This is a genomic window from Actinomadura sp. KC216 (assembly GCF_004348535.1).
Classification (GTDB): Bacteria; Actinomycetota; Actinomycetes; order Streptosporangiales; family Streptosporangiaceae; genus Spirillospora.
This window is the reverse complement of record NZ_SMJX01000246.1, coordinates 1-12,382: the sequence shown is the minus strand read 5'-3', so window position 1 is coordinate 12,382 and position 12,382 is coordinate 1. Positions and strand designations below refer to the sequence as shown.

At 72.5% G+C, this 12,382-nt stretch carries 13 protein-coding genes; 6 read left to right on the top strand and 7 right to left on the bottom strand.

The genetic code is table 11. The features are described from left to right. Window positions 1–9: 9 nt before the first annotated feature. Window positions 10–306, bottom strand: a complete 297-nt coding sequence (locus E1264_RS31505) for a hypothetical protein (protein ID WP_132179224.1) — start codon at window positions 304–306, stop codon at window positions 10–12. Between the two features lie 225 nt (window positions 307–531). Here E1264_RS31505 and E1264_RS31500 point away from each other — a divergent pair, with 225 nt between their 5' ends. Together E1264_RS31500 and E1264_RS31495 are read left to right on the top strand one after the other, a co-directional pair. Continuing rightward, the gene (locus E1264_RS31500; protein WP_132179222.1) at window positions 532–1,233 is read left to right on the top strand and encodes a hypothetical protein; all 702 of its coding nucleotides are present in this window, start codon (window positions 532–534) and stop codon (window positions 1,231–1,233) included. Between the two features lie 54 nt (window positions 1,234–1,287). Then, the gene (locus E1264_RS31495; protein ID WP_132179221.1) at window positions 1,288–3,819 is read left to right on the top strand and encodes a M14 family zinc carboxypeptidase; all 2,532 of its coding nucleotides are present in this window, start codon (window positions 1,288–1,290) and stop codon (window positions 3,817–3,819) included. Between the two features lie 127 nt (window positions 3,820–3,946). On the opposite strand, the gene E1264_RS31490 is transcribed toward E1264_RS31495, so the two are convergent. Then, a complete protein-coding gene (locus E1264_RS31490; protein ID WP_132179219.1) occupies window positions 3,947–4,618 on the bottom strand; it encodes a peptidyl-tRNA hydrolase in 672 nt (223 codons plus the stop codon). Between the two features lie 153 nt (window positions 4,619–4,771). Here E1264_RS31490 and E1264_RS31485 point away from each other — a divergent pair, with 153 nt between their 5' ends. Continuing rightward, window positions 4,772–5,842, top strand: a complete 1,071-nt coding sequence (locus E1264_RS31485) for a hypothetical protein (RefSeq protein WP_132179217.1) — start codon at window positions 4,772–4,774, stop codon at window positions 5,840–5,842. A gap of 51 nt (window positions 5,843–5,893) precedes the next feature. Here E1264_RS31485 and E1264_RS31480 read toward each other — a convergent pair whose 3' ends face one another. Continuing rightward, window positions 5,894–6,478, bottom strand: a complete 585-nt coding sequence (locus tag E1264_RS31480; RefSeq protein WP_132179215.1) for an HAD family phosphatase — start codon at window positions 6,476–6,478, stop codon at window positions 5,894–5,896. 115 nt (window positions 6,479–6,593) lie between these two features. Between E1264_RS31480 and E1264_RS31475 the strand changes: the two genes are divergently transcribed. Continuing rightward, a complete protein-coding gene (locus E1264_RS31475) occupies window positions 6,594–7,262 on the top strand; it encodes a TetR/AcrR family transcriptional regulator (protein WP_132179213.1) in 669 nt (222 codons plus the stop codon). Window positions 7,263–7,278: 16 nt separating this feature from the next. On the opposite strand, the gene E1264_RS31470 is transcribed toward E1264_RS31475, so the two are convergent. Then, window positions 7,279–9,414, bottom strand: a complete 2,136-nt coding sequence (locus E1264_RS31470) for an MMPL family transporter (RefSeq protein ID WP_132179211.1) — start codon at window positions 9,412–9,414, stop codon at window positions 7,279–7,281. 281 nt (window positions 9,415–9,695) lie between these two features. On the opposite strand from E1264_RS31470, the gene E1264_RS31465 reads away from it, so the two are divergent. Next, entirely contained in the window at window positions 9,696–9,926 is a 231-nt protein-coding gene (locus tag E1264_RS31465) for a hypothetical protein (RefSeq protein ID WP_132179209.1), read from the top strand. On the opposite strand, the gene E1264_RS31460 is transcribed toward E1264_RS31465, so the two are convergent. From E1264_RS31460 to E1264_RS31450, 3 genes are all read right to left on the bottom strand, one after another. Continuing rightward, the gene (locus E1264_RS31460; RefSeq protein ID WP_132179207.1) at window positions 9,901–10,572 is read right to left on the bottom strand and encodes a response regulator transcription factor; all 672 of its coding nucleotides are present in this window, start codon (window positions 10,570–10,572) and stop codon (window positions 9,901–9,903) included. The genes E1264_RS31465 and E1264_RS31460 overlap by 26 nt on opposite strands. 307 nt (window positions 10,573–10,879) lie before the next feature. Beyond that, window positions 10,880–11,179, bottom strand: a complete 300-nt coding sequence (locus E1264_RS31455) for a Dabb family protein (RefSeq protein WP_132179205.1) — start codon at window positions 11,177–11,179, stop codon at window positions 10,880–10,882. A gap of 40 nt (window positions 11,180–11,219) precedes the next feature. Further along, window positions 11,220–11,675, bottom strand: a complete 456-nt coding sequence (locus E1264_RS31450; RefSeq protein ID WP_132179226.1) for an NAD(P)H-dependent oxidoreductase — start codon at window positions 11,673–11,675, stop codon at window positions 11,220–11,222. A gap of 83 nt (window positions 11,676–11,758) precedes the next feature. Between E1264_RS31450 and E1264_RS31445 the strand changes: the two genes are divergently transcribed. Continuing rightward, a partial coding sequence (locus E1264_RS31445; protein WP_207936487.1) for a hypothetical protein occupies window positions 11,759–12,382 on the top strand: 624 nt, incomplete at its 3' end.

Genomic DNA, 12,382 nt, shown 5'->3' with positions numbered 1-12,382 from the left:
GTGGTGGGGTCAGCGGGTGGCGAGGACCTGGGCGATCCTGGCGGCCGCGGTGGGCGCGTCGTCGGCGGGCGCGATGCGCTCGGCCCACGACCACCAGTACCACCAGCCGTCCGCGGCCTGTTCCGCCATGACGTTCTCGGTCAGCGCGGACGCGTCCGGGTTCATCACATGCAGGACGGGCGACTGGTCCCGGGGCAGGACGATCCGCACCCGGAAGCCGCGCTCGACCAGTTCGTCGCCGAGTTCTTCCAGAAGTTCGATCCGCGTCCTCGAAGGCGCGGTGGTTCCCGTATCGTCAGGCGTCATCCTCGGTTCCTCACGGCAGTTCCTCACGGACTCCGCGCGGCCCGACGGGGTCCCAGCCTCCCCCTTCGTCCGCTCATGCGCAAGCACCACCGGGCCGTTCGGCCGGGCCGGGCCCGCTCCCGGGCCTCTGCGCGGGCCCGGCGGGCGGCGCGCGTTTCGGACGTCGGCTGGCGGCTATCCGGGATATCTTGCGCATAGCAGATGAACAGGACTTGGGGGCGAAGTATGACGCTGGGCCCGGATCCAGCCGCCGACCCGGACGCCACTCCGGTCTTCGGCGTCCCGGCGGGCGCCGCCCCGGGAGCCGCCCCGGGAGCCGCCGACCCGGGCCCCGGGCAGGCGCCCCCGCCGCCGTCCCGGCCCCGCGCGGGCGCGCGGACGTGGCACCGGTTCCACTACGCGGTCGGCGTGTTCCTCATCGCGTACGGCCTGACGGCGCTGCTGAGCGGGTTCCTGCTGTGGAGCGACCGGCAGGACGAGATCGACGGATACTTCGCCTCCGGACCGGCGACCGGCATCCTCGTCCTGGTCAAGCTGGTCGAGGCGGCGCTCGTCCTGTCCGCGGTGGCGGGGGTGGCGCTGCGCCGCGACCTCCTGCTCGTCCCGGCGACGGCCGGGTGGATGGCGGGGTTCGCGATGTTCGCCGTCCTGGACGTGTTCACCGGCAGGTGGGGCGGGCTCCTCCAGCACCTGCTCTACCTGATGGGGTTCGTCCTCCTGCTGTTCCTGTCGTACGGGCTGAGCGCGAAGGCCCAGCTCGCGAGCGCGCCGCGGCCGGACGACGGCGACGCCGCGCCCGGCGACCCGCGGGACGGCTCGTCCAGCGGCCCGCACCGGCTCACCCGGACGCAGGAGTTCGCCCTGCAGGCCATCAACCGGGCCGCCGCGCTGACCGGCCCGCGTCCCCGCCCCGGGAGACACGACTGATCTTGGCAGAAGTTGCCCTTGGTGGCGCTTCCGGACGGTGCGACGTTGTGGCTCATGAGAGCCCGAAAACTGGTGTCGCCACTGCTAGTGGCGGTGTCCCTGGCGGTGCCCGCGGCGCTGACGGCGCCCGCCGGGACCGCCGCCGCACAACCCCCGTTGGCCCCGTCCGGATGCGATCCGACGCAGACCGAACCGGTCTACCGGGGCGAGGTCCCCTCCCCCAAGCAGGTCCTCGGCTTCGAGCTCGGTGAGCGGCAGGCCACCGCCGCCGAGTCGGACAAGTACCTGGAGACGGTCGCCGCGAAGAGCGAGCGGGTGATCTCCGGGACGCTGGCCAGGTCGGCGCAGGGCCGTCCGCTGAAGTACGCGATCGTGGGACGTCCCGCACTCATCTCCAAGGCGGGGCTGGCGAAGGTCCGGCGGGAGGCCGGGCAGCTGCGCGACCCGCGCACGCCGGAGGCGCCGGCCAAGCGGATCACCGAGCGCGGCGTCCCGATCCTGTGGGTGAGCGGGAACGTCCACGGGAACGAGCCGAGCGGCACCGACGCCGCGCTCAAGGTGCTGCGCGACCTCGGCGACCGCACCGACTGCGCCGCCACGGCGATCCTGGACAACGCGCTCGTCGTCGTCCTGCCGACGCAGAACCCGGACGGCCGGGAGGCGGGCACGCGGCAGAACGCGTACGGCTTCGACATGAACCGCGACTGGTTCGCGCGGACGCAGCCGGAGACCGACGGCAAGCTCGCGATGCTGAACGAGTACCCGCCCGCGCTCTACATCGACGCGCACGAGATGGGCGGGACGTCGTACTTCTTCCCGCCGAACGCCGACCCGGTCTACCACGAGACGCCGGAGCAGGCGGTCGGCTGGATCAACGACCTGTACGGCGCGGCGATGGCGGCCGAGTTCACGCGGCAGGGCATCGACTACTTCAACAGGGACGTGTACGACCTCTTCTACCAGGGCTATGGCGACACGGTGCCGACGAGCGCGTTCCATGCCGCCGGGATGACGTTCGAGAAGGGCGGCGAGAGCCCGTACCCGGAGCGGGTGAAGGAGCAGTACCTCACCCAGTGGGTGACGCTGTCGGCCGCGGCCCGCAACCGGCACCGGATCCTGAGCCAGTGGCGCCAGATGACGGTGGACGCTTACGCGCAGGGCAAGGCGGGGAAGCTGGAGCCCAACCAGGTCTACAACCCGCCGAACCAGATCGACCGGCAGGTGCCCGACCGTCCGGTCCGGAACTATTTCCTGCGGGACGACGACCCGGCCAAGCGCGACGAGGTGCGCACCATCGTCCGGCGGCTCCAGCGGATGGGCGTGGAGGTGAAGAAGCTCGTCCGGCCGTTGCAGGTCCCCGACTTCAAGGCGTACGGGCAGCCCGAGGCGAAGACGACGCTCCCCGCGGGCACGTACTGGATCTCCATGGCGCAGGGCCAGAAGCACTGGATCCAGGCGATGCTGAACGAGGACTCCTACACGCCGTTCCCGTACTTCTACGACGTGACGGCGTGGAGCCTGCCGCTGCTGGGGAACGTGTCGGGCGGGTCGTCCGGGGCCGTCCTGCACCCGAAGGCCGCCCCGGTGAAGACGCTGCCGGCGCCGCGTCCGGGCCATGACGGTAAGGCGCCGAAGCTCGGCGTCCTGCAGTTGTCGGCGACGTCGTCGGCGGCGCGCCAGTCGACCGGCTGGCTGCGGCACCGCCTCGACCGCGACTGGAAGCTGCCGTTCACGCTGCTGACACCCGCGGACGTGGCGGCGGGCAAGCTGTCCGGTGTCGAGGTGCTGGTGACGCCGGACGGCCCGTCCAAGCCCGCCTACGACGCGCTCGGCGATACCGGCCGGGCCGCGCTCCAGCAGTGGACGCGGGACGGCGGCCGCTACATCGGCTGGCAGGGCGGCACGGAGCTGGCGGCGCTGCTCGGCCTGACGACCGCGACGCTGGCGGAGCCGACGTCCGACATCCCCGGCACGCTGTTCCGCGTGAAGGTGGACGGGGCGAGCCCGCTCGCCGCGAACGTCGGGGCCACGGCCTGGAACTTCACCTCCTACGACCCGGTGATGAAGGCGTCCAGCGGCGTGGTCGTGTCGTACCCGGCGGCGGACTCGCCCGAGTGGTTCGTGTCCGGGTTCGAGCAGGGCGCGTCCGAGCTGGGCGGCACCGCGGCGGTCGTGGACCAGCCCGTGGGCGCGGGACGGTCCGTGCTGTTCGCGGCGGACCCCAACTTCCGCGCGTTCACCGACGGGACGGCCACGCTGCTCTACAACGCGATCCTCGGACCTGACCCGTCCGGTGCGAAGGCCCCGCAGGCGGGCGCCACCGCGAAGGCGGCGGAGCGGGCGGCGGCGCTGCCGTCCTACGAGTCGCCGATCCGCGTGTCGGTGAAGGCGGCCGACGCGGCGAAGGCGGCATCGGTCCTGCGGTCGGCCGGCGCGGCCTGGGCCGAGAGGCAGAGCGGCGACGTCGTCCACTACGTGATCGACAACCCGCGCGGCCTGCCGACCGATCACCACCCGTTCGCGGGACGGCTGCCGTCCCTCATCCGGAAGGCGGGCATCGACCCGGTCGCGGTCACCCTTCCCTGATCAGAGGAGCTGAACGGCGTGCCGGGCTGCGGGGGCCACCCGGCACGCCGCCCTCTCGAACACTTCGTCCTCGGCCGGTCCGCGCAGGCCAGCCCGTCGCGGGCAGGCCGGATGAAGGTGTTCACCCTTACTTACGCACGATCCAGGCGATGGCGGTCATCGTGCCGGGCGGAACCTCGGTGAACCCGCCGTCACGGACCGCCACCGTCGCCTTCTTCACGCACTGCTTCCACGGAACGTCCCTGGTCAGGTGGACGCGGAACCCTCCCTCCGCCCACGCCGCCAGGTCCTTCCGCCGCCCCTGACGCAGCAGCAATTGCGCCGCGTGCCCGCACTGGGCGGCGGCCTTCCCGGTCGTGATCGTCACGTCCGGATTGATCGCGATCACCGCGTACGGCGGCTCGGGCACCGGACCCGGCTCCCCCTCCGCCAGATCGAGCCCCGCGACCTGCAACTTCGAGAGCGCCGAAGGCACGTCCGCCACCGGGCCGGGCGGGAACGCGCGCACCTGCGCGCCCGCGTGCTCGACGGTCACGCCCGGCAGCGCCTCCGCCTCCGGCCACCGCACGCCCCGCGCCCGCCGCGTCACCTTCCGGATCCGGCGCGCCTCCCACTCCCGGACGGCGCCGTGCCACTCCCCGTCCGGGTCCATCGCCCGCGGGTCGGTGAGCAGCCGGACGACGGCGCTCGCCGCCGCCTCGCAGACCGCGGCGTGATCGGGCGGGTCCGCCTTCTCGGCGCGCACCACCAGCTGCATCGCCCAGGGCGGATCGTCGCGGGGATCGTGATCGGGTCGCACGCGTGGAGTATTCCAAACCCGGCGCGGCTTTCCGGACACGGATGTGGGTACGGCAACTTGTGCCGTCCCCCGGACGTCTTTCCTGTTACGGGCCGAACGGACCCTCGCCGGAGACGGCGGGGGGTGGCGGAGCAGTCGGGTCGGAGGCCGCCGGTGACCAGTGGCGCATTCAGCGACTCCATACCGGGAGTCGGGACGTACTTCGTGGGGATCGATGTCGCCCCGGGACGCTACCGGTGCGACGACGGCAAGGGCGGCTGGTGGGTCCGCTTCACCGGCCCCGGCGGGGGCGAACCGGTCGGCTCGTGGCCGCTGCCCGAAGGTCCCACCGAGATCGAGATCGCGCGGACCGACTTCGCGTTCGAGACCCACATCTCCACGTACTGGCGCCGGATCGCGCCGCCGCGCACCCCCGAGGACGGCGAACCCGCCGAGCCCCGCCCCGTGGCCGACCCGGCCCTGCGCGCCGACCTCGACACGCTCGTCGCGCGCCGCAGGCCGCTGCTGTGGCTGACGCCGCTGACCGTCCTCGGCCTCGGCCTGCTCGGCTCGCCGGTGCTCGGCTCGCTGTGGCTGATCGCCCTCGGCATGCTCGCCGTCCTGGTCGCGCTCGGCACCCCGTCGGTGTCGCTCGACCTGCGCCGCGCCCGCGAGCTCGAACGGCGCCGCGACCGCTACCTCACCCCGGAGGACTTCGACGACGAGGGCCGCGCTCTGCTGGCACGCGTCCAGGCGGCGGTCGACGCCGTCCAGGACTCCGCCGTCAACCGCGAGGGCCTGCTGGACGCCGTCGACAACGCCGTCACGCTGCCGCGCCAGGAATGGGAGATCGCGCAGGTGCTGGCCCGGCAGTCGAAGCTGCGCGCCGACCAGGCGGAGATGGAGGGCGCCGCGACGCTCCCCGAGGTCGCGTCGGCGCTGCGCCCGCTGCGCGACAAGCTCGACATCTCCGTCGCGGCCGTGACCCGCCGCGTCGAGGCCCTCGAACGCTACGCCGAGCGCGCCAGGGAGGCCGACGAGGTCCTGCGCGCCCAGCGCCACCTGGAGACGATCGCCGAGAAGGCGCACGAGTACGACGAGCTGCTCGCCGACACCGTCCGCGACGACCTGGCCCTCCCCGCGATCGAGCGCCTGACCGAACAGGGCGACGAACTCGTCCGCACCCTCCGCGACCGCCTCTCAAAAGCCACCGAAGCCGCCCAGGAACTCCCCCCGCCGTCCTAGCCGCCTCGTTCCCGTGGATCGACCACCGGCCCTTGGGGGCGCCGTCGTTCGTTAGAGAATGGCGCGGATTTGGGTTGGGGACGTGAAGAGTTCGGCCTGCATTCCGGTTTTGCGGGCGGCGACCACGTTGCGTTCGGTGTCGTCGAAGAAAAGGACGTCGGCGGGGCGGACGCCGAGGCGGGCGGCGCAGATTTCGTAGGCGCGGGGATCGGGTTTGGCGACGCCGATGTGGCAGGAGTAGGTGAGCGCGTCGAAGCGGGAGAGCCAGTCGCCGTGGCGGGCCTCGAAGCGGGGTACGAGGTCGCCGATGATGTTCGACAGGAGGCCGAGGGTGCGGCCCTGGTCGGCGAGTTCGTGGACGAGGGCGACCATGGTGTCGTCGACGTCCGTCCAGCTGTCGAGGTCGGCCTCGATCAGGGCGGGGACGTCGGGGAAGGCGACGCCGAGGGTGCCCGCGACGACCGCCCAGTAGTCGGCGCTCGCCTGGCCCGCGTCGTAGGCGGGGCGGCAGGACCAGTAGGCGTCCCAGAACGGCGTCCCCCCGACGCCGGCGACCTCCTCGATCCGCCGCACGGCCGCGGGGGTCTGCGTGCGGGCGATCACTCCGTACAGGTCGAAAACGATCACATCGGGCATGCCCCCGAGCCTATGCGGGATGCGCGGCGCTCGAACATAGCAAGCGCTTGATGCGGGCGCGTACCCTGGTCGCGACGATCGAGCAGGCGACCGGGCGAGACGGCATAATGAGGGGGTGACGACGACGAGCGCCGAATCCGGACGATCCAGGCCCCGCGCGGCCCGCGAGAGCGGTGCCCGGCGCCGCGGCAAGGGATCGGCTCCCCTCGCGTCGGAACGGCGCGAGCATCTGGTGCGGCTCGCCGCGGAACTGTTCGCCGAGAAGGGATTCCAGGCGACCACGGTCCGCAACATCGCCGACGAGGCGGGCATCCAGTCGGGCAGCCTTTACCACCACTTCGACTCCAAGGAGTCGATCGCCGACGAGATCCTGTCGAGTTTCTTCAGCGAGATCATGTCGTCCTATCGGGCGGTGCTCGAGCGGAGCGAGAATCCGCGCGACACCATCGCCGGGTTCGTCCGGGTGGCGTTCGCCACCCTTGAGCCGCACCGGGCCGCCGTCACGCTGATGCAGAACGACTGGAACTACCTCAAGGGAATGGACCGCTTCGCCTATCTCACCAAGTCCGAGGACGAGGTCGAGAAAATGTGGGTGGACACCCTCAGGACGGGTCAGGGGAAGGGCCTCTTCCGCGCCGACCTCGACCCGAAGCTCACCTACCGGATGATCCGCGACACCATCTGGGTGGCGGTCCGCTGGTTCCGTCCGGGCGGCCGGCTGAACGCCGAGGGCCTCGCCGAGCACTACCTCAAGGTGATGTTCGACGGCATCAATCTGCACTAGGCCCCCGGCGCCGGGGTCAGACCCGCACCCCGTTCCGACGGGACTCCGCGGTGGCGGCGTGGCGGGACGGGAGGAGCCGCGCCAGCGGCCGCGGGAGCCACCAGTTCGCCTCGCCGAACAGCTCCATCAGCGCCGGGACGAGCAGCAGCCGCACGATCGTCGCGTCGATCAGGATCGCGACGCCGAGACCGAGGCCCATCTGCTTGACGGCGACGTCCGCGCCGAGCAGCACCGACAGGAACACCATCACCATGATCGCCGCGGCGGCCGTGATGACGCGGGCGGTGCGGGACAGGCCGAGCGCGACGGCCTCGCGGGTGCGGACGCCCGACTCGTACGTCTCGCGGATGCGGGACACGAGGAACACCTCGTAGTCCATGGAGAGCCCGAACAGGATCGGGAACATCATCAGCGGGACCCAGGTCGTCACCGGCATGTCGGTCGGGAACCCGAGCAGGCTCCCGGCCCACCCCCACTGGACGACGGCCGTCAGCACCCCGTACGCCGCCGCGATCGACAGCAGGTTCATGAGCGCGGCCTGCAGCGCCACCGTCACCGACCGGACGAGCGCGACGAGCAGGAGCAGCGACAGCCCGACGACGACGGCGATCAGCCACGGCAGGCGGGTGCTGACGTCGTCGGCGAAGTCGATCGCGCCCGCGTTCGGGCCGCCGACGTAGGTCTGCGCGCCGGTCCCGTCCATGACGCGGGGGATGACGTCGTCGCGCAGCTCGTGGACGAGTTTCGGCGTCGCCTCGTCCTGCGCCCCGGTGGCCGGGAACGCCATGACGATGGACGCGGCGCCGTCCTTGCTGGTGTACGGCGGCTGCACGGCGGCGATTCCCGGGGTCTCGCGGACGGCCGCGGCGAGCCGTCCGGCGTCCGCGGGGTTCCCGCCCTCGGTGACGAGGACGAGCGGCGCGGACGTCCCGGGCCCGAAGCCCTCCGCCATGATCTGGCTCGCCTTGTAGCCGCTGTGGTCGTGCGGCTGGGTGCTGGAGTCGGGCAGGCTCAACCGCATCGACAGCGCGGGCACGGCCAGCACCAGCAGCACGGCCGCCGCGCACAGCCCGGCGACGACCGGGTGGGCCTGGACGACCCGCGCCCACCGCTCGGCCAGCGGGCGCCCGCGGGTCTTGCCGAATCCCGGCACGCGGAGCCGGTCGATGGAGCGTCCGGCGAAGCCGAGCAGGGCGGGCAGCAGCGTCACGGCGCCGAGCATCGTCATCAGCACGGCGGTGGCGGCCGCGACCGCGACGGCGTTGAGCAGGCTCTGCTGCATGACGAACAGGCCCATCAGCGCGATCACCACGGTGGTGCCGGCGAACAGCACGGCGCGTCCGGCGGTGGTGACGGCGGTGACGGTCGACTCCTCCGGGTCCTTCCCCGAGTGGAGTTCCTCCCGGTAGCGGGTGACGATGAACAGCGCGTAGTCGATGCCGACGCCGAGCCCGATCAGCGCGGCCACGATGGGCGCGAACGACGGCGCGGGCAGCGCGTGCCCGAGCAGCATGATCAGCGCGAGGCCGGAGCCGATGCCGAACAGCGCGGTCAGGATCGGCAGCCCCATCGCCAGCACCGACCCGAACGCGACGAGCAGGATGACGACGGCGGCGAGCACGCCGATGGCCTCCGAAGGACCGCCGCCCGGCGTCTCGGCGAGGTCCACGGCGGCGCCTTCGAGCTGGATCTGGACGGGCCCGGTGTCGCTGCGCACGTCGTCGAGCAGCGCGGTCACGTCCGCCTTGGGCATGTCGTCGGACGGGACGTCCAGGTTGCCGGTCGCGAACGCCGTCTTCCCGTCCTGCGAGATCTGCCCGGGCGTCTCGAACGGCGACGACACCGACGCCACGTGCGGCGTCTTCGCGAGCCGGTCGATGGCCTCCTGCAGCCGCGGCTTGGCGTCCGGGCTGTTCACGCCGGCGTCCGCGCGGACCGCCAGCGTGATCGAGTCGCCGCTCTGGTCGGGGAAGTGCCTGTCCAGCAGGTCGGACGCCTTGGCCGATCCCGAGTCGCCGCCGGTGAAGTCGTTCAGCGGCTCGGCGGCGAAGCCGAACCCGAGCACCATCACCGCGATCGTCCCGACGATCCAGCCCGCCACCGTGAGGCGCCGCCTCCGGTAGCAGAACCGGGCGAGCCTGGCCAATCTCATGGAAACCACCCTCGTGTACGTGTCGCCCTGACCCGGATGACGTCCGGGCGGCCGGGAATGTGACGGCAGCTCCAGCGTTCCCTCCGACCAGGCTCGACACATCGGGCGGACGGTGTCATTCGCCCCTGCCGTCTACATCCGTTGGAGTACATCCGGCGCGGTATCCCACGGTGCGAGTCCCCTAGCCCCCATAGTGTGCTTAGTCACTAATTGCCGAGTAGGGGTGACGCCTTGGCCCGTGGGAACGCCGTTGCTGGAGAGATCACCTGGGGGTGTGCGGCATGACGGCTCAGCGGGGCCCGGGGGGGCGCGACGAGCCCACGCCCGCGGCCCTGCGCGCCGCCACGGCGCGCGGCCTTCAGGAGCAGTTCCCCGGAGTACGCGTCTGGTACGGCGAGTCGACCGGATCGTGGTGGGCCATGGTGCCGCTGCGGACCGGTCCGCGGCTGCTGGAGGCGCCGACCCCGCAGGAGCTCCGCGAGGAGATCATGAGCCTGCGGCGCCGGGCGTGACCAGCCCCGACTCGTAGGCCAGCACGACCAGCTGCGCTCTGTCCCGCGCGCCGAGCTTGCCCATGGCCCGGCTGACGTGCGTCTTCACGGTCAGCGGGCTGAGCACCAGCCGCGCCGCGATCTCGTCGTTGGACAGCCCGCGCCCGACCAGCCGGACGACCTCGCGCTCCCGCCCGGTGAGCCCGCCGAGCGCCACCGCCGGCCGGGCCGGGTCCGGGCGCCGCGCGACGAACCCCTCGATCACGGCGCGGGTGACGGCGGGCGCGAGCAGCGACTCGCCGCCCGCGACGATCCGGACGGCGCGCAGCAGCTCGTCCGGCTCGATGTCCTTCACCAGGAACCCGGACGCGCCCGCCCGCAGCGCCAGGTACACGTAGTCGTCGTCGGTGTAGGTGGTGAGGACAACGACCCGCACGTCCTCCAGCGCGGGGTCGGCCACGATGCGGCGGGTGGCGGCGAGCCCGTCGACCTCGGGCATCCGCATGTCCATGAGGACGACGTCCGGCCGCAGCTCGCGGGCCAGCTCGACCGCCTCGCCGCCGTGCTCGGCCTCCCCGACCACCTGGATGCCGTCGCCCTCGTCGAGCAGCGAGCGGAACCCGGCGCGAACGAGCGACTGATCGTCGGCGAGCACCACCCGGATCACGAACACACCTCGCCTGGGACGTCGCGCGGCAGGCTGGTCCTGCCGGCGTGCGGTGGTGCGGGGGGTGGGGTGTCGTCGGTGGTGGCGGTCACGCCCGCAACGGTACGACGGTCGGGGCGGCCTCGCGTGGACGACTCCGTCGCGGGATGGGCGACCTTCGCCGGATGGGCCGCCGTTGCGCCCGCCGGGGACGGGGCGCGATCCGTCCCCGGAGGGCGTCTTCGGTGACCGTAACCCGAAAATCGTTCGGACACAAGCGCTTGTTAGGTACTCGTGGCGGCGTGTGACGAGCGGCCCCCGGCCGCGCTCACGTCGCGTACTGGATGGACGCGCGCTCCGCCGTGATCGGCGTGATGTACCGGTCCACCACCGCCCGGTGGGACGGGTGGTCGCGATAGGCCAGGTAGCCGTCCTGGTCGGCGAAGTCCGCGACCAGGACGAAGTCGTAGGCCGCGGGGTTCACACCCGCGTCGGCGCCCAGGCTGTACTCCCGGATCTCCGGGATCACGGCGGGCAGCTCGCGGAGCCGCGCCGCGACCTCGTCCTGCTGGCCGGTCGTCGTCCCCTCGGCCCACCTGAACATCACCACATGACGGAAACCGTTCATGGCGGCACGGTACCGGGGTCCGCCCCGGAGAACGCAGACCCTAAACCTCGCCGAGCTCGGCCGCCGTGATCGCGCCGAGCTCCCAGCACGCGTCGAGATCGGCCTTGGACGGCTCCCCGACCACGACCACGGGCGGCTGGACGCTCTTCCACGCCAGCCCGGTCGTGATCGACTCCAGCGCCCGCAGGCCGCCGGTCGCGTCGTTGTTGCCGTGCAGGAACGCCCCGAACGGGCGGCGGACGGTCTCCTCCAGGCACGGGTAGTAGATCTGGTCGAAGAAATGCTTGAGCGCCCCGGAGAGGTAGCCGAGGTTGACGGGCGAGCCGAGGAGGTAGCCGTCCGCCTCCAGGACGTCCACGGCGGTGGCCGCCAGCGCCGCGCGGGACACCACGTCCACGCCCTCGACCTCGTCGGTGGACGCGCCCGCCCGCACCGCCTCGAACATCGCCTGGACGGACGGAGACGGCGTGTGGTGGACGATCAGCAGCCTCTTCACCCTCATGAGCCTAACCCTGGGACGGATGGGGCCCACGTGGTAGAAGATCCGGTTCGGGGAATGACGTCCAAAGGATCTTGGTAGTGGGCGCAGCGGAGGTGTCCCTCGTGCAAGCAGGCGATTCATCCCGGCGGGCGCGGCCGGTCTGGCCGCTCGCCGCCGTGACGCTGGTGGTCGCCGTGCTCGTCGCGGCACCGGCGCTGGCGGCGTCCCCCGCATGGCTCGCCCGGCTCTCCCGGACGGTCGTCGGCGGCCCGTTCGCGCCCGTCCACGCCGTGGCCCTCGGCCTGGCGCTCGCGCTCGTCGCCCGCGGCGTCCTGCTGCGCCGCCGCGCCGCCTGGTACGGGCTGGTCATGCTGGTCGTCCTCGCGCTCCTCGCCGCCCTGACCGGCGCCGATCCGGCGTGGCGGCTGCCGCTGCTCGCCGCCGGGCTCGGCGCGCTGTGGCTGGAACGGGACCGGTTCACGGTCCGCCCGCATCCCGACCGCGTCCGCGCGGCCGTGAAGACCGGGGCGCTCCTCGTCGTCGCCGCGGTCACCGGATCGGTGCTCTTCGGCGGCGTGTCGGTCCGGTCGGTCGGCCAGGTCGCCGCCGGTCTCGGCGCGACCGGCGCGCCCATCGACGGCGCGCCGTGGCTCCCGGACGTCCTCGCCGTCGCCGGGGCCGCCGGGCTCCTCGTCCTGATCGTCACGCTCCTGTCCCCGGAC

What these genes read in the sequence shown, in the direction of transcription:
- E1264_RS31480 (WP_132179215.1), bottom strand. Translation starts at nt 6,478, where the DNA reads ATGCCCGATGTGATCGTTTTCGACCTGTACGGAGTGATCGCCCGCACG.
- E1264_RS31455 (WP_132179205.1), bottom strand. Translation starts at nt 11,179, where the DNA reads ATGAACGGTTTCCGTCATGTGGTGATGTTCAGGTGGGCCGAGGGGACG.
- E1264_RS31465 (WP_132179209.1), top strand. Translation starts at nt 9,696, where the DNA reads ATGACGGCTCAGCGGGGCCCGGGGGGGCGCGACGAGCCCACGCCCGCG.
- E1264_RS31500 (WP_132179222.1), top strand. Translation starts at nt 532, where the DNA reads ATGACGCTGGGCCCGGATCCAGCCGCCGACCCGGACGCCACTCCGGTC.
- E1264_RS31470 (WP_132179211.1), bottom strand. Translation starts at nt 9,414, where the DNA reads ATGAGATTGGCCAGGCTCGCCCGGTTCTGCTACCGGAGGCGGCGCCTC.
- E1264_RS31495 (WP_132179221.1), top strand. Translation starts at nt 1,288, where the DNA reads ATGAGAGCCCGAAAACTGGTGTCGCCACTGCTAGTGGCGGTGTCCCTG.
- E1264_RS31505 (WP_132179224.1), bottom strand. Translation starts at nt 306, where the DNA reads ATGACGCCTGACGATACGGGAACCACCGCGCCTTCGAGGACGCGGATC.